This is a genomic window from Enterococcus sp. (assembly GCF_032555305.1).
Taxonomy (GTDB): Bacteria; Bacillota; Bacilli; order Lactobacillales; family Enterococcaceae; genus Enterococcus_A.
The window spans coordinates 124983-145957 of the sequence record NZ_JAWGOQ010000007.1; the positions used below are offsets into that span (position 1 = coordinate 124983).

The 20975-nt window shown below is 40.9% G+C and carries 25 protein-coding genes and 1 pseudogene; 6 read left to right on the forward strand and 20 right to left on the reverse strand.

Annotation, left to right across the window (positions count from 1 at the left end):
* Positions 1-16 precede the first annotated feature (16 nt).
* Positions 17-1033, reverse strand: coding sequence for a LacI family DNA-binding transcriptional regulator (locus E6139_RS07510; protein WP_316402465.1), 1017 nt, complete (start codon positions 1031-1033; stop codon positions 17-19).
* A gap of 149 nt (positions 1034-1182) precedes the next feature.
* Here E6139_RS07510 and E6139_RS07515 point away from each other — a divergent pair, with 149 nt between their 5' ends.
* Together E6139_RS07515 and E6139_RS07520 are read left to right on the forward strand one after the other, a co-directional pair.
* Entirely contained in the window at positions 1183-1554 is a 372-nt protein-coding gene (locus E6139_RS07515) for a hypothetical protein (protein ID WP_316402446.1), read from the forward strand.
* Positions 1555-1567: 13 nt separating this feature from the next.
* The gene (locus E6139_RS07520) at positions 1568-2335 is read left to right on the forward strand and encodes an alpha/beta hydrolase (RefSeq protein WP_316402447.1); all 768 of its coding nucleotides are present in this window, start codon (positions 1568-1570) and stop codon (positions 2333-2335) included.
* A gap of 135 nt (positions 2336-2470) precedes the next feature.
* Here E6139_RS07520 and E6139_RS07525 read toward each other — a convergent pair whose 3' ends face one another.
* From E6139_RS07525 to E6139_RS07570, 10 genes are all read right to left on the reverse strand, one after another.
* Positions 2471-3697 carry a zinc-binding dehydrogenase gene (locus tag E6139_RS07525; RefSeq protein WP_316402448.1) on the reverse strand — a complete coding sequence of 409 codons (1227 nt, stop codon included), beginning with the start codon at positions 3695-3697 and terminating at the stop codon, positions 2471-2473.
* A gap of 31 nt (positions 3698-3728) precedes the next feature.
* On the reverse strand, positions 3729-4592 hold the full coding sequence (locus tag E6139_RS07530) for a PTS system mannose/fructose/sorbose family transporter subunit IID (protein WP_316402449.1): 864 nt from the start codon (positions 4590-4592) through the stop codon (positions 3729-3731).
* Positions 4593-4604: 12 nt separating this feature from the next.
* On the reverse strand, positions 4605-5417 hold the full coding sequence (locus E6139_RS07535) for a PTS mannose/fructose/sorbose transporter subunit IIC (protein ID WP_316402450.1): 813 nt from the start codon (positions 5415-5417) through the stop codon (positions 4605-4607).
* Positions 5418-5440: 23 nt separating this feature from the next.
* Positions 5441-5929, reverse strand: a complete 489-nt coding sequence (locus E6139_RS07540; protein ID WP_316402451.1) for a mannose/fructose/sorbose PTS transporter subunit IIB — start codon at positions 5927-5929, stop codon at positions 5441-5443.
* 1 nt (position 5930) lies between these two features.
* Complete coding sequence (locus tag E6139_RS07545) at positions 5931-6344, reverse strand: PTS sugar transporter subunit IIA (protein ID WP_316402452.1); 414 nt, start codon at positions 6342-6344, stop codon at positions 5931-5933.
* Positions 6345-6353: 9 nt separating this feature from the next.
* Positions 6354-7154 carry an SDR family oxidoreductase gene (locus E6139_RS07550; protein ID WP_316402453.1) on the reverse strand — a complete coding sequence of 267 codons (801 nt, stop codon included), beginning with the start codon at positions 7152-7154 and terminating at the stop codon, positions 6354-6356.
* Positions 7155-7344: 190 nt separating this feature from the next.
* Positions 7345-7719, reverse strand: coding sequence for a hypothetical protein (locus E6139_RS07555; RefSeq protein WP_316402454.1), 375 nt, complete (start codon positions 7717-7719; stop codon positions 7345-7347).
* A 332-nt stretch (positions 7720-8051) separates the two neighbouring features.
* Positions 8052-8525, reverse strand: coding sequence for a hypothetical protein (locus E6139_RS07560; RefSeq protein ID WP_316402455.1), 474 nt, complete (start codon positions 8523-8525; stop codon positions 8052-8054).
* Positions 8526-8633: 108 nt separating this feature from the next.
* A complete protein-coding gene (locus tag E6139_RS07565; protein WP_316402456.1) occupies positions 8634-9500 on the reverse strand; it encodes a helix-turn-helix transcriptional regulator in 867 nt (288 codons plus the stop codon).
* A gap of 35 nt (positions 9501-9535) precedes the next feature.
* Complete coding sequence (locus E6139_RS07570) at positions 9536-10483, reverse strand: sugar-binding transcriptional regulator (protein ID WP_316402457.1); 948 nt, start codon at positions 10481-10483, stop codon at positions 9536-9538.
* Between the two features lie 157 nt (positions 10484-10640).
* On the opposite strand from E6139_RS07570, the gene E6139_RS07575 reads away from it, so the two are divergent.
* Positions 10641-11762: a hypothetical protein gene (locus E6139_RS07575; RefSeq protein WP_316402458.1), complete on the forward strand. Its 1122-nt coding sequence runs from the start codon at positions 10641-10643 to the stop codon at positions 11760-11762.
* A 43-nt stretch (positions 11763-11805) separates the two neighbouring features.
* On the opposite strand, the gene E6139_RS07580 is transcribed toward E6139_RS07575, so the two are convergent.
* From E6139_RS07580 to E6139_RS07590, 3 genes are read right to left on the reverse strand one after another with little or no spacing between them, the layout of a single operon-like run.
* Complete coding sequence (locus E6139_RS07580) at positions 11806-12405, reverse strand: class I SAM-dependent methyltransferase (protein ID WP_316402459.1); 600 nt, start codon at positions 12403-12405, stop codon at positions 11806-11808.
* 4 nt (positions 12406-12409) lie between these two features.
* Entirely contained in the window at positions 12410-12991 is a 582-nt protein-coding gene (locus tag E6139_RS07585) for an SGNH/GDSL hydrolase family protein (RefSeq protein WP_316402460.1), read from the reverse strand.
* 55 nt (positions 12992-13046) lie between these two features.
* A complete protein-coding gene (locus E6139_RS07590) occupies positions 13047-13625 on the reverse strand; it encodes a GrpB family protein (RefSeq protein ID WP_316402461.1) in 579 nt (192 codons plus the stop codon).
* Positions 13626-14055: 430 nt separating this feature from the next.
* Here E6139_RS07590 and coaA point away from each other — a divergent pair, with 430 nt between their 5' ends.
* Positions 14056-14979, forward strand: coding sequence for a type I pantothenate kinase (gene coaA, locus E6139_RS07595; protein WP_316402462.1), 924 nt, complete (start codon positions 14056-14058; stop codon positions 14977-14979).
* Positions 14980-15034: 55 nt separating this feature from the next.
* The gene (gene guaA / locus E6139_RS07600) at positions 15035-16603 is read left to right on the forward strand and encodes a glutamine-hydrolyzing GMP synthase (RefSeq protein WP_316402463.1); all 1569 of its coding nucleotides are present in this window, start codon (positions 15035-15037) and stop codon (positions 16601-16603) included.
* Between the two features lie 67 nt (positions 16604-16670).
* On the opposite strand, the gene E6139_RS07605 is transcribed toward guaA, so the two are convergent.
* The 4 genes from E6139_RS07605 to E6139_RS07620 all read right to left on the reverse strand — a co-directional run bounded on the left by E6139_RS07605 (position 16671) and on the right by E6139_RS07620 (position 19236).
* Complete coding sequence (locus tag E6139_RS07605; RefSeq protein ID WP_000237798.1) at positions 16671-17864, reverse strand: site-specific integrase; 1194 nt, start codon at positions 17862-17864, stop codon at positions 16671-16673.
* 26 nt (positions 17865-17890) lie between these two features.
* Entirely contained in the window at positions 17891-18091 is a 201-nt protein-coding gene (locus E6139_RS07610; RefSeq protein WP_000633909.1) for a DUF3173 domain-containing protein, read from the reverse strand.
* 495 nt (positions 18092-18586) lie between these two features.
* Positions 18587-18817, reverse strand: coding sequence for a helix-turn-helix domain-containing protein (locus tag E6139_RS07615; protein WP_000845144.1), 231 nt, complete (start codon positions 18815-18817; stop codon positions 18587-18589).
* Entirely contained in the window at positions 18814-19236 is a 423-nt protein-coding gene (locus E6139_RS07620; RefSeq protein WP_000804878.1) for an RNA polymerase sigma factor, read from the reverse strand. Before E6139_RS07620 ends, E6139_RS07615 begins: the two co-directional genes overlap by 4 nt.
* A 531-nt stretch (positions 19237-19767) precedes the next feature.
* Here E6139_RS07620 and E6139_RS07625 point away from each other — a divergent pair.
* Complete coding sequence (locus E6139_RS07625; RefSeq protein ID WP_001227349.1) at positions 19768-20121, forward strand: helix-turn-helix transcriptional regulator; 354 nt, start codon at positions 19768-19770, stop codon at positions 20119-20121.
* A 57-nt stretch (positions 20122-20178) separates the two neighbouring features.
* Here E6139_RS07625 and E6139_RS07630 read toward each other — a convergent pair whose 3' ends face one another.
* Complete coding sequence (locus tag E6139_RS07630; protein ID WP_032506803.1) at positions 20179-20367, reverse strand: cysteine-rich KTR domain-containing protein; 189 nt, start codon at positions 20365-20367, stop codon at positions 20179-20181.
* A gap of 97 nt (positions 20368-20464) precedes the next feature.
* Positions 20465-20975, reverse strand: a pseudogene (locus E6139_RS07635) (elongation factor G); the annotation flags it as partial.

The following is a 20975-nucleotide window of genomic DNA, read 5'->3' on the forward strand; positions in this document are numbered from 1 at the left end:
GGTCGTGAACCCGTTGTCAACCCTGACCTACTTTTTTCACACTCTCACGAATAATTAATTTAGTTTGAAAGATTTTATTCGGGATTCGCTGAGAAGGGAAATTGATCGCATCCACTAAGAATTTCGCCGCTGAAAAACCAATCTCAGTACTCGGTTGAAAGACGGTCGTCAATGGCGGAACCATGTACTTGCTAACCTCCAACCCGTCGAATCCAACAACAGAGATATCATCAGGGACCTTCAAACCAGCTTCATAAATGGCTTGATAGCAGCCAATCGCCATCTCATCGTTTCCACAAAAGATCGCTGTGATCTTTTCATTCTTTAATACTTCTTTCGCTGCATGATAACCGCCAGCAATCGTTAATTCACCTGAGGCAACATAGTCTTCTTCAAAGGGCAGCTGATACTCAAAAATGATTTGGCGATAGGCCTTCAGACGTTCTGTCAATTGATAGTATCCTTGGCTTTCCTTCAGCATACCGATATGCCGATGACCCTTGTCTACCAGCATTCGCAGTACTTCCTGTGCCCCAGCATATTCCTCTACCAGCAGTTGACCCCAATCGCGATCATTCAATCCCCGGTCAATCAGAACAATTGGGTGCTTGCGGTAGAAATCACTCCCTAGCTTATGCTCATCCTCTAAATGATTCGGTGTAGCTAGCAAGATCCCATCTACCGACCGATGAGACAATTCATTTAAATAACGTTTTTCCTGGTCAATATCATGACGTGAATTGCACAAAATAATCATGTAGCCTAAAGGGTTTAAATAACTTTCTACCCCTTCAATCACTTTTGAGAAGAAAAAGTCCGTCACATCTGGCACGATCATTCCAATCGTTTTTGAATGACGATTGATCAAATTTGCCGCAAAAAAATCCGGCTTATATTGATGCTCTTCAACGATCGCTAAGACTTTTTTTCGTGTCTGCTCGCTAAAGCGGCTACCTTTATTATTTAAAATCTGAGAGACAGTCGTTACGGAAACACCTGCCATTTCAGCGATTTCTTTGATGGTGATCTTCATCATGAACCAACTCTCTGCACTTTTTTCTTAGTGTAGCAAAGGAGAAAATAGAAAGAAAGCCTTTTTCATCAAAAGGTAAGACTTCTTACTTGCCCTGCTGAAAAAAGAGCGTAGATTAAAGACTATAGAACAAGAAAGCTGGTGAGAAAATGTTAGATGTGATAGGCGCGATCAAAAATCTTAACTGGACGACAGAACACCATTTTCTGCACATCAAGAATCAGCATGAATTTATGCGTATCTGGGCAGTTCAATTTGAACTGGCCTACACAGATTTTCGTGTGATCCAAATGACGCTGCAGTTAGATTCTCAAATCGAACTGCTTCAGCGTTTCACGAAAGCTTACGATGCTGTTTACCAATACGAATACGCCTTTGTTAAGGATGGCTTGGAGGGCTTCAATCAACAATTCGGCGATCAGGTCGCTCAGTACGAAACAGCTCAGCAGCATTTGTTAGCTATCTTAGCTGAGTTGATGCAGCAACAGCCTCAACCAACCAAAGAAAATGATTTGATTTAAAGGGAGCATTACAATGATCAAAGACTATATTTATGACAAAGAAAATCAATTAGCACTAGATATTTACGAACCGAAAACGATTGAAGCCGCGATCATTTTGATTCACGGCGGCGGCTGGTTTCGGGGAGATAAAGCCAAAGAAGCGACACTGGCCGAACGATTAACAAATGATGGCTTTCTCGTCATCGCTCCCAATTATCGCCTAGCACCGGATCATATCTTCCCTTCTGCTATGGATGACCTATTAAACGTCTATGACTGGCTAGTAAACAGCGATTATCCGGTAAAGGGAAAAATCGTCGCCTTGGGATCTTCTGCTGGTGGTAATTTATCAATTGAATTGGCTTTGCAAAAAGGGATTCCTGCCGCCTCCTGGTCTGGCATTATCGATCTTTACGATTGGGTACAGCAGCATCCAGAAGTCGTTCCGGCTATGAACCAAAAACCCAATTTTGATCAACAAGCTAGTGGGAAAATCGACCAAGACGGGGCGAATGACGCCTTTTACAAATGGTTTATCTTGAATTATGTGGATCAAGATATGGCACGCTTAAAACAAGCCGATCCATTATCGCGCGTGTCAAATAACAGCGGGCCTCTTTTCATCGCCAATTCACTAAAAGAATTGGTTCCGTTATCAGGCGTCTATAAATTACAAGAGACCCTCGCCGAAAAGGGAGTGCCCAGTGAAACAAAATTGATTACTGGTACCGTTCATGGTGAAGGCTATGCTGATATTGCTTATCAAAATACTGTCCAGTTCTTGAAGGATAATCTATAAAAGAATCGCCACGAAATTCAGCGTTTTTCGTGGCGATTCTTATTTGATATTTAGGTCATTTTCACTCTAAAACCCGAACATTACCAAAACAGAAAAAGTGAAAACGATTAGATAATTCATTTACTTAAACAAAAATTAAATATTTGGGTAATTCTTCAGAACATAGTTTTCAGCCTGCTGACTCCAAATACCGTCTGTTTCTGTCAAAATTTTTCCTAATTCGGAATCTTGGGCAATGTCCGATATTTTTTTCAATTCTGATTGTTTATGGGTATAAACAAGTTTTTTCCCGCCGCCAATCGCTGGCTGATCTAAGGTTGTTTCTCCAACTGCATCCAAACCAAGGATGTGTGTCACCACATTGGCAACCTTAACTTGTTTGTCTTCGATCAACTTAACTGCTTTACGCATGTCCTCAGTGTTTCCACCAGAGGTTCCGACAAAATGCGTAAACGAATAATGCACATCGTAGAAATTCACTGGCGCAGAAAATTCTTTGTCCTGCGGTCCTGCGAAGAAATTCAAACACCCATCTGGATTCAGCAGGTTTGCCGCATCGGTAACGACTGGCGCCACTGGAATCATGACAAAAATATCATCGAAGCCTCCGTCAGCCGTTTCCTTCAGTAAACTGACTTGATCCTCAACATCCGCTACATTCACGTAAGATACTTCGATCCCGTTTTGACTTGGATAGAGCTTTTCCGCACGTGCTAATTTTTCCGCATCACGATCCGTCACCACCAATTTTTTCGGTTTGATTGGTCCATGCAACGCATAATCGATCGCCAACAAACCCATCGGTCCAGTTCCGCCCATGATTAGCAGACTGCCATCAGCTTTGATCCCCATCTTATGTTCATAAGAGCCCTCTTTTAAATGATAATTGGCTTCAAAAGCACCAATTACACAGGATAAGGGTTCGATCAATGAGCCTTCAAAATAGGTATCGCCTTTATAAGGAATCAAACAATCCTGATTCATGACATCTTCTGAGATCACGATATAGGTCGCATCGCCGCCAGTATAAGGATAAGAGTAACCCGGACAGTCCGGGCGATCCGGCAATTGCAGATTTGCCTGCAGCACATAGCGTTCACCCTTTTTATACTTATGGGCCCATTTTCCACCGACTTCCAGCAGTTCGCCGCAAAATTCATGACCGATGATAATCGGATTTTCTGCTAAATCGTTTGGTGCTTTTTTATGATCCGCTCCTTGATTGGCTAATTTCCATGTCGACATGCAAATGCTGTCGGTAATGACCGAAGCCAAAATTTCGTTTTCTTTAATTTCAGGTAATTCAAATTCCTCCAAGCGCAAATCCTGCTTACCATATAAACGCACTGCTTTCGTTTTCACTGCTGCTCCCCCTAGTTTCTTCTATATAATATTAAGCTAAAATTCCTAACCAATAGCCCACGATTCCAACTGCGAATAAAACAAAGATCAAAACGATCGGACTAACTTTTTTCTTCAATAAATACATCATTAAAAGTGTTAAGCCTAAAGCTGGCAATCCCGGCACCAAATCATCCAAAACATTTTGAACCGTAGTAATCACTGTTTTTCCATCAGCTCCAGGAGTTTCCGAGACAACTAAGGGAATATTGATCGTCGTCCACTTGGTTACTAAAACACCCATGATGAACAATCCTAAAATCGTCGCGCCTTCTGTTAATTTTTGCAGCAGATTCCCGGATAAATCTTTGACGATATCCATCCCTTTACTGAATCCATAAGTTAAACCAAACCATTTCATCGCTAAACGAATCGCGTTGAAAGCAACGAAGAACAAAATCGGTCCCATCACATTTCCTGACAAGGCTAACGATGCACCTAAAGCTGCGGTGATCGGACGTAATGTTCCCCAGACCAACGGATCACCAACACCCGCTAGTGGTCCCATCAATCCAACTTTCAAGCTATTGATCGTTCCATCATCAATATCGGCACCGCTTGCCCGGGCTTCCTCCATCGCCATCGTCACACCGATGACCGGGCCGCAAACAGCAGGTGTTGTATTGAAGAAGGTCAAATGCCGTTTCAAAGCTTCCGATTGTTCCTCTTTTGTTTTATAGACTCTGCGGATCGTTGGAATCATATCTACACAGAAAGCCAAGGCGTGAATTCGTTCAAAGTTAAAGGATGCTTGCTGGAAATTCGAAAAGACAAACGTGGTCATTAGATCTTTCTTCGTTAATTGTGATTGTGCATAAATATCTTTCTTCGTTTCTACCATTGAAGTGTTTTCCATTATTTTGCCCCCTTAATCTTCTAATTCATCATCGGCTAACTCGCCGGCAACAACGGCCGCCATCTGATTGCCTTGGACTTCGTTTTTCCTAAAGTTGGGATTCAGCTGCACATAGACTAACGCTGTGATCAAACCAATGATTCCGAAGGCCAACAAACTGAACTCCAAGTAACCGCCCATGACGAAACCAAGATAGAAGAATGGCATCAAGTACGCCACGCTCATCATGTTCAGTACCATCGCATATCCGACCACTACGATGAATCCACCAGCAACTGCTAACCCGCCGGTAATCACGTCCGGAATCATGTTCAACATGTTCGTTACCATCTCCGCGCTAACGAATGCTGCTACGATCGTGGCTGGGATTGCCACCCGCAAGGCTTGAATGAACAAGGCACTGAAATGTAGGAAAATAATCTTATTGAAGTTCGCTTTTTCCGCTTCCCGATCCGCCGCATGCTGGAAGGCCACCGTGATTGTCCGCGCAATAACCGTCAATACCTGCCCAGCTGCTGCGACTGGTAAAGCAATCGCGATCCCTGATTGAATATCCTGCTGACCAACGACGACTAAAATAGTAGAAATGACACTGGCTAACGCCGAGTCCGGTGATTGTGCCGCACCGATGTTCATCCAGCCCAATGCAATCAGCTCTAATGTTCCACCCAAGATAATCCCTGTTTGTACATCGCCTAAGATCAGACCAACCATCGTGCAGGCGATCAACGGTCGATGTGTCTGAAACTCATCCAACACACTGCCCATCCCGCATACACATGAAAAAAGAAAAATAAGTACAATCTGCAACGCTGATAATTCCATTTTTATGTCCTCCTAATTGATAATTAAAACCCTGCTTCCTTCAGTTTTTCTTCAAAATTCCCCTTTGGATCAGTCGCGACTACTCGTAAGTCCAGTTCCACACCTGATGCTTCCAGCTTACGAAAGGCATCCGCTTCTGTCTGATCGACTGAGACGGCTTTGGTGATTTGTGTTCGCCCCGTTTTGAATTGCATCCCGCCGATGTTGATCGATTTGATCGGTACTTGCAACTGTACCAGCTCCAAAACTTCCATTGGATTAGTAAATAGATAGAAGACTGTTTCATCCGCATATTTCGGATTGTTGTAGACCTTCACTGCTTTTTCTGGGTCAACGATGTTCACTTTGATGCCCGGCGGTGCCGCCTGTTTTACCAATGTTTTGCGAATCTCGTCATTAGCGACTTCTTTGCTGACCACAATGATCCGTTTTGCCCCGGCTTCCTTCGCCCAAACAGTGGCTACTTGTCCATGTATCAGGCGATCATCGATTCGTGATAATTTAATTTGCATCTTAGAAATCCTCCTCTTCTTCAATAATTTGTCGTTTAAACGCTTTCACTGTGTCGCACGGAATACTTGTAGCATGGTTCACAATATCCTGCAAATTACTACCCATCATACTTGCCACTTCTAAGACGATCGGTAACGACATTCCCGACACGACTTCGATCTCGCGGTCGGGATTCTTCATCGCTACAGCACAGCTAGCATTATAAGGCGTGCCGCAGAATAAGTCGGTCAACACTAGATAGGATGCCCCCTGCTCACACATTGCCGCAGAAACTTTTTCTTGGATCGTGTCCAAGCCCTCTTCCTTCAAAAATTCCACCGATTCAAAATCAGGCAATGCGCCGAAGATCATTTCGGCGGAATTCTTCATTTCATGAGCCAGTTTGCCATGAGCCACTAAAATTACTTTGTTCATAATTTTCTCCTACCCCCTAGTCTTACCACCAGCCACATTGACGGTCACACCAGCCACATAGCTTGAACGACCAGATACAAAGTACGCCACAAGATCAGCAACTTCACTTAGTTTGCCGTCACGCCCAAGTGGAATCGTCTTCGTATTGGTGTAGCCTGCGCGTAATTGTTCAACAGTAATCCCACGCGTATAAGCCAGAGCTGTTTCATACTCAATCGTTCGTAAACCAGTTTCTTCCATAATTCCTGGTGCGATACCAACAACGCGGACACCTTTTTTACCTAATTCCTTTGCCCAAGATCGAGTGAAGCTGTTCACTGCTGCCTTTGTTGCTGCGTAAACACTTTGACCTTCCGAACCTTCTAGTCCGCATTCCGATGACATGTTGATGATCACGCCGTGGCCCTGTTCAACCATCACACGTCCAACTGCTTGTCCCATCAGATAGACACCCTTTTGATTGATGTCAATCATTTTGTTGAAAATCGACTCATTGATCTGGAATTTCCCATCCTCCGCCATTTTTTCATCGACTAGTAAAGCTGGAATATTGATACCGGCATTATTGACCACCGCATCAATCGTTTGAAATTTCGCTACAGCAGCTGCTACTGTCTGTTCCACCGATTCAGGTGAAGTAACATCTGTCTGACTAAAAACTAAGTTCTCATGCACATATGCTCCTTCGCACAAATCAGCATTTACCACATTAATCCCTAACTCACACAACTCTTTGACAATGGCTGCCCCAATACCTGATGAGCCGCCTGTAACAATGACTGTCTTTCCTTGTACTTCTAACCAATCCATTGCAAACGCTCCTTTTAACATTTGTGATTTCTATTTAACATTTGTTGCATCTTTATAGTAAAGGCAAAAGAAAACGTTGTCAACAACTTTTTGCAATTAATTTAAAACAAAATCACAAAAGTGCAAAAAGTACTAAAAAAATACAAGTGATTGGATGTCACCTAATCACTTGTATTTACCAATCTCTTTTCTAAACTGCTTCTAGAATTTTGACAATCCTTTTTTGAGAAAAGAATTTTGCTCTGTATTCATTTTTCACCATTTTAAAATCTTCTCGTGCGAATACTCCGTTAGAGAAAAGTTCTTCAATTTTCAGTTCTTTCCCACGTAACAGCGAATTGATATAGTCATCAATTAATCTTTTACGAATATAAGGTAGCGCTATGATTAAAGCAATGAACCAAAAGTAAGATGTTATAATTGTAAACCAATTCAAAGGTGATTTTCTTCCTGTTAATCTAAAACCAGTTAAACTGATTAGCAAAATTACTGTACATGTCAAAAAAGCAATAATAAGGTAGATAATCAAGAATTTTGTAGTATTATTTTTGATTTTTTTAGACATATCATTCTCCAGATGTTCGCATTTTAGAACATTATAATCTATTTCATCTTACGATTCTTTAAAGGCTAATAAACTATTTGTTAGTTGAATTTAACGAAGCCGCTTTTTGTAATTGTGAAATTATATGTTGCTCGGTAAGCTAGATTTTTCTCTACGTTTTCATTTGCCGATGTTGTATAGCCAACATTCACGATTGATGACATGTTCAACGGTTATTTCCAAACTGGCTTGGAAATCATGATGCATCTTTCCTATATTGATGTGAATAGTATGATTCTCAAAAGTATACAAAAAAAGCCGAACAAGCTTTTCAACTTGTCCGACTCCGTTTTTTATTCATAAACCAATTCCATAATCGTTTCTTGCTGTTCTTCAGGAATTTCTTCGTCGCTGAGATAATACTCATAAGATATCCCGCTGAATTTTCCGCCGATTTTTTTAATCTCATCCATCATAGCGAAATATGGTTCAGTCATATCATCGTATTTTCCAACATACAATCCAGATAACGCTTTGTAGGACGGAAGAAAATAGCTGTTGCTGTCAATATCCGCAGCATTCTTTACTTCTTCTGCTACTGGAAAGCCAACTTCCATCTCAATGGCTGTTTCATCTAACCCACCATTTTCATCCATATTTTTGAAGGACACAAATGGCGTGCTCAAAATTTGTATTCCCTGATCTTGGATAAATCCGCCCAGTTTCATAAAGGTCGGTCCAATGACTTGCGGAATCTCCTCAACTTTCACCGTAAAGTTTTGCGAAAGAATCCATTGATCGGGTTTGACGATTTGTTCGAATTTCATAGTATTTTCCCCCTCGTTTATAAAAATAAGTTTAGTTGCCTACGAATATCATTCCTGACATTCATTTTTCTTAATTGTAACGAACCAACGTGCCAAAACATGTCATATTTAAAAATGATTCTCGTAAAATGCCGCAACATAATTCAAAACCTTCTCACGAATCCAATTCGGTCCAAGAATCTCCACATTTTTTCCCAATGGAATCAAGAAACGATACAGATCGTCAAATTCCGCAAAGGTCAGTGTGGCTTCAAAACTGCTATCGGGATTGTCCGTCCAATCAAAATCTGCGAACTCCGCATATTTTTTATAGGCGATCCGCTTGCTAAAACGCAAATGAACGGATAGCTGCGGAAACACCAATACCTCTTCTGGAAATGGATAGTCGATCGGCTTTTTTAAAACAACATTTCTGATTTGTTTGAGAGGAAATAGGAACCATTCTTTTTTGGTCAATTCACAAGCCAGCAAATACCAGGTCTGATACTTGTACAATATGCGTTTCGGTGCCAGTGATAACAATCGGGTCTGACCATATTCGGTATGATAGACACAATCGATCTCGCAGTGATTGAATAACGCTTCTTTGATATGCTCAAAGGTCTGGCTAGTGATCTCCGTCTGACTCAAATCGACCTCCAGCCACTCGCTCCAATCATAGACCGTCCCCATTTTTTTCAGCAGCTCTTCTGTATCCGCCAAGCCCACCGATTGCAATAAATGCAGCGCTAAAAATAGATCATCCTGCTCTTCTTTTTCGATCAAAGCATTACTGACATGATACGATTCATCGAGAAAAATTCCGCCATTACGTCCTTTGTTGGCATAAACAGGAATCCCCGCTAAACTCAGCGCATCTACGTCGCGATAGATTGTCCGAACCGAAACTTGAAATCGCTCAGCCAATTCTCTTGCGGTTACTTGCTTGCGGCTCAACAAAATCAAGGTTGTTTGAAGCAATCGAATAACTTGCATGGCTCCCTCCTTAGATAGAAAAAGATAGGCCAAGCCTATCTTTTCAACACTTCTCGTGCGGTTTCTTCGGTCGTGACTAGCACATTGATATAGTGCCCTTTTAAGGCGCTTGCGATCGCATCTGCTTTATCAATAGCCTCAGCCACACCGATCCGATAAGGTGCCCGTTTTAAATCGGCAATATCGATCCCGATTAAACGATCATCTAAAGTATTATCGATGTGTTCGCCTTCGATATTGTAAAAACGAGAAACTACGTCACCAACGACTTTTTTCCCTTCTAAATAAGCCAAGACATCTTCGCCATAGAACTGTTTCCAGCTCTCGCTCGCTTTCAAGGTCGGCGAACCGATTCCTAAGATGGCGATGTCGATCTTGCGCCAATAATCGATCAGCTCTTGATTAAATTCATTTTCCATTAAGGCTTTCTTTAAAGCGACTGTTTCAGGAAAAGCCGGTGAGTCGATCAGTAACGCACGACCCTTCAGCTTTTTCGAAGCTTCATAAGTAATCGTATTGACGTGATAATCGCTGATCAAACGACCAGATGGACCACCAATCATCGGCACACATAAAATATTTTCCACATCATAATTGGTCAGCCCTTCCGGAATCGCGGACATTGTTTCCCCCCACGAAAAACCAAAAATCATGTCGTTTTTGATAATCTCGGTAAGGTATTCGCCGACACCTTGTGCCAATAATTTATCCTTTTGTGTCCGACTTAGATCAGCACCCGCTTGTACAATGATCGCTTTTTCCAAGTCGAATTTTTCCTGCAGCTCTTTTTCGATGCTGTAGGTTCCAGCCTTGTCATAATTGATCGAAATATTGACGATCCCTTCATTGCGGGAACGTTTCAACAAACGGCTAATCGTACTGCGATGAATATTTAATTCCTTCGAAATCTGGCTTTGGTTTTTATCTTCTTGGTAATACATTTCGGCGATGCGTACCAGTAATTTGTCTTCTTCTTTTTGCATAGACGTACCCTCCAGTCACATTTGTGAAAAACATGAGTCAATGTGATTGTACCCTTTATTTGGTTCGACTTGCAAGCCTTTTCCTATTGTTGATTGCAATACCTTCGCATTTGATTGTAAGATGGATGTGTAAGAATAGAACAATGGAGGGATCGCTATGGTAAAGGTTATTGTCTTAGGTACCGGAAGCATCAGTTCAATTGCCGTCCGCTGCATGTTCGATCGTTCTGATTTTGAGGTTATTGGTGTTTGGGCACATGAAGAAACGGCTGGTGATAAAGTTGGTACTGACGCTGGACTGCTCTATGGAGAAAATCCAGTCGGTATCATGATTACCGGTGATTTGGATCAATTGATGTCTTTAAAACCTGATTGCGCTGTTCTAGGTCTCAACCCGCCCGCCAATAAGGCTAACGAGATTCTTTTGCCGCTAGTTGAAAAGCTGCTGACAGCAGGTATCAATGTTGTTGGTACCTCCCTGGCAAACCTAGTCTATCCATCGTCTCCAACCAATCAAGAAATCACTCCTCGTCTAACTGAAGCCGCACTCAAGGGAAATGCTTCCTTGTATATTTCTGGTATCGAACCCGGTTTTGCTGCCGACCATCTCCTAGCTCTGGTCTTGACCTGCTCCAACACCATCAAACAAGTTCGCACGCAAGAAATCTTTATGTATGATACTTACCCTGATGAAATGACCATCAAATACGCATTTGGCTTTGGAATGCCGATGGAGTATGAACCGGTTATGAGCGGCGAAGGGACACAACTCGTTTCTTGGGGACCACCGATTGCTTATATCGCAGATGCATTGGGATATAAATTAGACGGTTATCGCCAAATCTATGAAAAAGCCATCACCAAAAAAGAACTTCACGTAGCCAGTGGAACAATTCCTGCTGGAACAGTCGGAGCTGTTCGTTTTGAAACCATCGGCATCGTCAACGGCGAGGATAAAATTATTATCGAGCATGTCAATCGAATGGCAAAAGACTTAGCACCCGATTGGCCTCAGGCTCCGCGCGATGGAACCTATCGTTTAATCGTGGAAGGCGACCCGAATATGTCCTGCGAATTCTTTCCAGGAAAAAATGAGATCACTGCTGGTTATGAAGGTATGGTCATTACCTGTATGCGCTGTGTCAACGCGATTCCATATGTTGTTGAAGCAAAAGCCGGTGTGCTGGATTCTACCGATTTGCCGCTGACACTGCCTAAAGAAAGCTTCCGCAGCGACCTGACTGATCCAGTCATGAAGGGCTACGGCGACAGTAAATAGAAAAGAATGCCACAAACCAGTTTTTGGTCTGTGGCATTTTTTTCTATTCCTTCACACTGCGAATAATGTAATAGCCTTTGTCCTTCGCCACGATCTCAGCGTTGCCGAAGACTTCCTCCATTTTATTTTTCGCGCTCGGTGCACCTTGTTTCTTTTGAATCACGATCGTCAACGTGCCACCGACCTTCAATAAAGGCTCCGCATCGCTCAAGATTTGATGAACGACTTTTTTGCCGGCACGGATCGGTGGATTGCTGATGATCGCTGCGTATTCTACCTGATGCAAGGTTTCGTAAATATTCGATTGGTGGATATCAGCTTCGATGCCGTTGCGCTTGGCATTGCCTTGCGCTAATTCTACCGCACGATTGTTTACATCGATCATTTCAACTGGATGGTCGGTTTGATAAGCCAGCGCCATACCGATCGGACCATAGCCGCAGCCAACATCTAACAAAGCCCCTTCTGGTAAATTCTCTGCATCGAAATGCTCGATCAATACCCGGGAACCGTAATCGACCGTATCCCGAGAAAAGACGCCGCTATCGGTCACGAATTGAAAATTCTTTCCTGCTAATTCAAACGACCATTGATGCAGATCGTGTGCTGTCTCAGGATTTTCTGAATAATAATGATTTGCCATGTTCTTACCCTTCTGCTAGTAAAATTTCTTTGATATCCCGTGCAATCAAAGCACCTAAGAAATGATAACCTTCCTTAGAGGGATGGATGCCATCGGCTTTTTGCACAAATTCATTTGGTTTTGGATAGACAGTCATATGATGATACAGATCAATCACGTTGACACCCGATTCTGCCGCCACCATTTTCGCTTTCTGTGCAAAAAGCTGTTGCCGCTCGTTATCACCCTTCGAATAGATATCTGTATTGATATAGCCAGTTGTCAATAAAATGACCTTTGACGCGTCAAAGGATTCAATAATCTCTTTTAGATTTTCACCATATGCATCTAGTGAATCCGCATGCTTCAATGAATCATTGGTACCGAAGGAAATGACCACAAAGTCCCCCTCCGCATCCACGGCTTCACCCACTCGAGCCAAGCCATCCGCAGAAGTCTCACCACGTTTGCCCAGCTTAACTAATGAATACCCAGGAAAGCCCATTTCCGTCAGCTCATCAAGAATATACTTATCTAAAATATCGCTGGTCTCACCATTCATCACACCAGCTAATAAACTGTCGCCAAATAAAACGATCTCTTTCATACCTTCGTCCTCCTCGCAATTCTTATCGGTTCTATCATAGCACGAAACACGAAAATTATTTAGGCAAATAGCGCGAGCCAAATTCCTGACGAGCCTTTTGACTATACTTATGCACGATTTCGGATTTTTCATCAGTATACGCATCACGATCGTGTTCATACTTTTCCTTCAAAGACAGCTTCAGCACTTCATACTCCCGCGCAACTTCTGGGTATTCACGCAAGTAATCTCTAAAATAAAGCTCATCCCAATCATCTAGCGCACGGACATGCAGATGATAAACCTTCTCCGCAAAGCCCTCCGGTGTATAGCCCTTGTTCAAATCTAGTGTTTGTCTTTCTTTATCTTCAATCATCAAGATCCAGCCGGCTTTTTGTAGCCTCGCTGAAGCGTCTTCCATATCATACCCGTCAGGAAATTCCAACAATATATCCACGATTGGCTTAGCGATCAAGCCCTCGACTGAAGTACTACCGATATGATTGATCCGTTGAATATCAAAATCCGCGAACAATTCTGTTAAGTTCCGCTTCTCTTCCTCGTACCATTCCAAATAGTCTCTATTGTGCTCCTTCAAAATAATCGGAAATAATTCCCATAGCTCTTCCAAAGTCATGTCTTCCAGTTTCTTCATTTCAGCACCGCCTTTTCGAAAATAGTCACTTCTATCATACACTTTTTCCTAACGATTCTTAACATCTAGCTAGTTTTCATCCCCACAACTAAAAAAACAATGAAACTCCTACCATTATGATAGCTTTTTCCGCTTTTTTTCGGCTAAAATGGCTTATAACGTTTTGTGTCAGGAAATTATTCGGATTTCTTAGAAGCAGAGCAATTTCTATCGCCGATTTTATGGTAGAATAAGCGCAGTTGTCAGTTTGAGAGTTCCACTAATCGTATGCGTAACGACTATCAGAATTATTTTCGAGGTTTTGGAAAATAATTTCCTAAATAGGAGTTAGCCTTGTTTTGATGATTAGTTGAATGGTATACGGCATGAAGATAGGATTCATTTATCGCTTTTGAAAAATGATTACTTTAGTATGAATAAGGAGGTTCTTATGAACGAAAGAGGGAACTATTTCCGGATCGCCCGCGATCAGTGGCAGGATTTCTACACACCGGGAAACACACCGTTGACGCAAGCGGAGCTTGATAACATTAAAAGCTTGAACGACCAAATCTCGATGAAGGATGTGGCCGACGTTTATGTCCCCTTGTGTCACCTGATCCATCTTTATATGAAGGATTTTGAGTCGCTTACGTTAAGCAAAGGGTTGTTTCTCCACCGTTATGTGAAGATGCCGCCATTTATTATCGGGATCGCTGGAAGTGTGGCTGTCGGAAAAAGTACTACCGCTCGTTTATTGCAGACCTTATTAGACCGCCTATTCAAACATCAAACAGTCCAATTGATCACCACTGACGGTTTTTTATATCCAAATGCTGTCTTAGAAGAACGTGGGATCATGGATCGCAAAGGATTTCCCGAGAGCTATGATATGGAGAATCTGATCGATGTCTTAAATGAAGTGAAATCAGGCAAAGAAAATATTCAGATTCCCAAATATTCCCATGATGTGTACGATATCGTAGAAGGTGAATATGAAACGATTGATTCACCAGATATTCTGATCGTGGAAGGCATCAATACCTTGCAGCTGCCAGCCAATCAGCAAATCTACGTCAGCGACTTTTTCGACCTGTCGATCTATGTCGATGCTGATCCGAAAATGGTGGAGCGCTGGTATATCGAGCGTTTTGAATCCTTGCTGGACACGGCCTTTAAAGATCCGGATAACTACTATTATGACTATGCTATCGGTGATCGCAAAGAAGCTATCGCCATGGCGGAAGATGTCTGGAAAAATGTGAACTTGAAGAATTTGGAAGAGTATATCTTGCCAACGAGAGGTCGAGCTGATATTATCTTGCACAAGGCAAAGCATCATATCATTGATGAGATCTATTTGCGTAAATACTAGCTTATAAAGAAAGCTCGCTTTCTTTTATAATAAAACTTGAAAAGGGGTAATAATTGTGACAAACGTTTCTGCCGAAATGACAAACGTAGAAAAAATCATCGTACTTGACTACGGTAGTCAGTACAACCAATTAATCACTCGTCGTATCCGTGAATTCGGTGTCTTCTCAGAACTTATGAGCCACCGCATCACTGCTGAAGAAGTCAAAGCCATGAATCCAAAAGGGATCATCCTGTCTGGTGGTCCAAACAGTGTCTATGACGAAGGAGCCTTCTCCATCGATCCAAAAATCTTTGAATTAGGTATTCCCATCTTAGGTATCTGCTACGGCATGCAGCTGATCACATATAATTTAGGCGGAAAAGTTGAACCCGCAAAAAACCGTGAATACGGACAAGCAACCTTAGAAGTCGTTTCTGATCACGCGGTATTATTTGAAGGAACACCAAAAGAACAAACAGTGCTAATGAGTCACGGCGATTTAGTGACGAAGGTTCCTGAAGGCTTTGAAAAAGTCGGTACCAGCAAAGACTGCCCAATCGCGGCGATCCAAAACACCGACCGCAATATCTACGGGATTCAATTCCACGCAGAAGTGCGTCATTCAGAATACGGCAACGAACTATTACGTCACTTTGCCCTAGATGTTTGTCAATGTAAAGGCGACTGGACGATGAGCAACTTCATCGACATGCAAGTCGCAAAAATCCGTGAACAAGTCGGCGACAAAAAAGTCCTACTTGGCCTATCAGGCGGCGTAGACTCCTCTGTCGTAGGCGTGCTTTTACAAAAAGCTATCGGCGACCAATTAACATCGATCTTCGTAGACCACGGTCTATTACGTAAAAACGAAGGCGAACAAGTTATGGAAGCACTTGGTGGAAAATTCGGCTTGAACATCATCAAAGTCGATGCCAAAGACCGTTTCCTAGACAAATTAGCTGGCGTTTCTGATCCAGAGAAAAAACGCAAAATCATCGGAAACGAATTCGTTTATCTATTCGACGATGAAGCAACCAAACTTGCTGGTCAAGAAGGTATTTCTTTCTTAGCCCAAGGCACGCTTTATACCGATGTGATCGAATCTGGTACTGAAACAGCTCAAACAATCAAATCTCACCATAATGTAGGTGGATTACCAGAAGACATGCAGTTTGAATTAATCGAACCATTAAATACCCTATTCAAAGACGAAGTTCGCGAATTAGGGACACAGCTTGGCATGCCAGACTCAATCGTATGGCGCCAACCATTCCCAGGACCAGGTCTAGGTATCCGTGTCCTTGGTGAAATCACCGAAGAAAAACTAGAAATCGTCCGCGAATCAGACGCGATCCTGCGTGAAGAAATCGCCAACGCAGGTCTTGACCGCGACATCTGGCAATACTTCACTGTCCTACCAGGCATCCGCTCAGTCGGTGTTATGGGCGACGGCCGTACCTACGACTACACAGTCGGTATCCGCGCAGTCACTTCAATCGACGGTATGACCGCAGACTTCGCACGTATCCCATGGGATGTCTTGCAAAAGATTTCCGTTCGAATCGTGAATGAAGTCGCTCATGTGAATCGGATTGTGTATGATATTACGAGCAAGCCGCCTGCAACTGTAGAGTGGGAGTAGTTGTAGGAGAGCCAGAAATCCTTGTTTATCAAGGGTTTCTGGCTCTTCTTATTTTTTTACTGCACTTTTATTGCACTTTTTTCATTTCTTTGTTTCGCAAGTAGTCTACAGTAAATTGATTCTTTGGTGAAGTATCATAATTTTGTTTTGCTTCTTTAAAGGAAATGGCTCCATTTAATTTGTTAGCTACCTCAAAATTACTGTTAGGATAAAGATGTCCATACGTTCCTAAAGTCGTCTCAATATCTTCATGTCCTAAACGGTCTTTAATGATGAGTGGGTTTTCTCCCATACTGATTAACAAGGAAGCATGCGAATGCCGTAAACCATGAATTCTGATTCGATGAATACTAGCCAGCTTAGCATAGCGTTCAATAGCATGTGCTAGCGTATGTTTTTGGGTAGGAATACCGTTATAGCTCATTACAAAGTCTGTCTGAATTAGATTTTGTTGTGCTTTCTTCCATTCGGATAGATAATTTAGAGTACATTCATCTAATACAATATGACGAACACTCGCCTTTGTTTTTGGTTCAACAAATCTATAATCCGATTGATTCTTGTAATAAAGTGTTTTGTTGATGGTTAGTACTCCAGAGTCAAAATCAATATCTTCCCATTGAATGGCAGTAGCTTCACCAATTCGCATTCCAGTCATAAATAAAAACCACAGAGAGATAAATAAAAAGTGTTGATAGTAATCTTCTTTATAAATTAGAGAGATTACTTTTTCAAATTCTTCTTTTGTCCAAAATTCAATTTTAGACTTTTGCTTTTTCACATTGCCAATAATCTTAGATGGATTTGTGGTGGTTATCCCAAGGACAATTGCTCGATCCATAGCAACTGAAAATAGTCCTTGAACAGCTCTCACATAAGAAGACTTACATTTCTTTGATAATTTTAGTTGCCAATTTTGCACATCAATAGGCTCAATATCGGAAACAGCCATTTTATCAAAATAAGAGAAATGTTTCTTAATAGTTGGTAAGCGATTTTCATATGTTCTGAGCTTTACCTGTGTCTTATACCATGGAAGAAAAATTTCAAAGATATAATGATTAAACGTCATTTTATCCTTATTCTCACTTAATTCTTCTGGTTTCATCAGTAGTAGTTTTGAATATTCTTCTCTTGCTTCTTTTTTAGTAGTGAATCCACTACGATATTTTTGAATTTTTTTTCCTTTAGAATCATAACCTAGATTTGCACGAAAATAATAGGTTCCATTCTTTGCTTTTTTTATTGGGTCTTTAACCATAGTTTTTACTCCTTACTGTGCAAAAACTACTCAGACCTGTTTTCATTTGAAAACCGAATTCCTAGAATTTCTTCAACAGCTTCACGAGGGACTCTATCTAACTTTCGAGATTGATAGTAGGTATGCCCTTTTGTAATCATCAATTCTTTTGCTTTTTTTATGATGTCTGCTGAAAAAGAAGTTCCATATCCTAGCTCAACTAAATCTTTTTTTGTGACCGTTATCATTATTACTCCTTTCCCATTATAGGCTAGGAAAACTCCAATATTCACCTATAATTATATCAAATATTTTTATGATAATACATTGACAAGAGAAGAATATCCCAGCAATCGAACAGCTCTAGCAAAGCTCACGGGCATTTCACCCCTGCATGATTTTCATGTAGCCGTACCCATTGTCTGCGACGCTACTAACGCTCGGACTGTGGCTATACGGGAGTATCATTATCACGATAAGAAAGTCATGGCAACAATCCTGCTAAAGATTGTTTACGAAGTTTTAACATGAATCGCTCGCTATCTTCATAGATCATGGCGTGTTAGTTCGTTGGCTCTTTTCTTATCGAAACGTATTCGATTGGCTTTATTCAATTGTCAAAGAACGTTTGGCTTGTTAGCCTATCAAAACATACTGAACATACAGTAGGCTTTGATGGAATAACAAACCTCCCAAATCGGGAAGCGTGGAACGGTTCAACACGCTTCCACGAAAAAATGAGATTATTTAATTTCGAACGCTAAAATCTTGGTGATGAGTTTTGTTTCCATTCTGCCACGTAGGGTTTCATCAATAACCATATGAGAATTGCCATATTCGTCTGTCATGCGACGCAAAGAACGTTTTGAGGTATACCCTCGATAATGTTTAACAATCTGATTAATTGCTTCCACGTCGCCATCTGTCGCCTTTACAATGAGGGGGAAGGGAACCCTTGGATAGGCTGTTTTCATTCTTTACACTCCTTCATGAATTCTTTAATCATGGCTAGTCCACTTATTCGATGACGATAAACTGTTGAACGATTTACATTTAGTAATTCTGCAATTTCCACATCACTCATATCCATAAAATAATGAAGTAAAATGATGTTCCGCTTGTTCTCTGGAAGGTGGCGTAAGGCTTCGCTTAACAAATCACTTTCAACATTGATTCTTAATCCATACAATGTGAATAGTTGAAAATCAGTGACATACGTATCAACCGTAGAAAAAGAGGTGACAAGGTAGTTATCTATTTCAGAAAATGAAACTTCTTTTTTGGACAGTCTGCTTAGATGTTTGAAATAATCTTTCCGTTCATCTTCAATGGCTTGTTTGCAGATATAGTCAAACTGATTTTCTATGGTTTCTTGAAAAGAAGATGGTTTCATGTTTTTCACCCCCTTTCTGTCGTGAAAGGGAGTGGCATGTACTTCTTTATCTCCCTTCATACTAAGTCCCGACACGAAAGGGGGATTTGTTGCATAAGTGAAGAAAAATCTTAAAAGATATTCACGAAGTAGCCAAAAAAACACATAAACAGATTGTTTTCTCTGTTCATGTGCTTCAATTGTTCTGTCTATACGATTTGTAAAACCACATTGATGGTCATATTTATCTAGTGTAGGTGGGTAAGTTTTTTTGATAAGAACCTAATTAAGAGAATTAGATAGTGACGTATCTTTTTCATGGCGACTGTGACCTCCATTCAGTCGCCAATTTTATCTACTTTTTAGCAGCATAACTAAATTTTATATAGTTGTATGGGTAAATAAAATCAGCGACCTTTCTATTTGAGATTGGATTTATCACATTCATAAGCATAATAGCGCTCTTAAAAGAACTCACAAACTACATAACACGTTTTTCTATACCTGTTTCCACTTGGATAGGAACAGTAAAATGTATAGAGGTGGTTTATTATGCGTAAAAAAGAAGATAAATACGATTTTAGAGCCGTTGGTCTAGCGATTAAAGAGGCTCGAATAAAACGTGGTCTCACCCGTGAACAAGTAGGAACAATCATTGAAATTGACCCACGTTATTTAACAAATATAGAAAATAAAGGGCAACACCCAAGTACACAGGTGCTTTATGATCTTGTATCATTACTCCATGTGTCTATTGATGAATTTTTCTTACCTACAGATAATTTGATAAAAAGCACTCGAAGGCTACAGATAGAAAAATACATGGATAGCTTTACAGACAAAGAACTATCCTTAATGGAAGCACTAGCAAAAGGTATCAATGAAGCAAGAAATATTGAAGGCTAGTCAGTAAAATTCAGATAAACAAAAAGAGCCGATAAGATGAGAGTTTCATTTCTCAAATTATCGGCTCTGCGTCTTGGCGTCTGGCTCTTTGATTGTTATTATATTCATTTTTTGAACATTAATTAAAGTTTCGTTCTTACATTTGGGGCAGTATAAAGGGAAATTTTTAAGTATAGTATCCACTCGTATTCGTAGTCTTGTTTTATTTCCACAAATAGGACACAATATCCACTTGTAGTTTATAATAACAATCTCCTCCTTTCCACTTTAATTCAAATCTATATTAAAGAATATTTCATCTTATTTAATAAGAAACCATATTTATATAACAACATAAAACGCACTAAGTTATTTTATTGAACATATATCTTACTTTATCTATCCGACTATTTAGACGACGGGTCTGGCAAACAGGTTCGCCAGTGGTAACCTGATATCCTTTTAGCTCTGCTAAACAAACACTAAGCCCATTTGTAAAAAAAGTTAAATCATTGCGATAATCTTGAATACATCGAGCAGGAATTTCTCCAATAATAATGACCTCATTATTTTTCAGTTGAGTATTTACGATATTTGCACAATATTTGGGAGCATCGTTATATGCCCGTGAAAGATATTCCTGTGGTGCATAAACTTTAAAACTAAGATATGGCTCTAACAATTCTGTTCCAGCTTTTCTAAAGGCTTGCTCCAGTACAATAGGAGTAAGCATCCGAAAATCTGCTGGAGTACTAACAGGGCTATAGTATAAACCGTACTTAAAACAGATTTTACAATCCGTCACATTCCAACCATATAATCCTTGTTCGCAACCATAGCGTATCCCTTCCATAACTGCATTTTGAAATGATTGA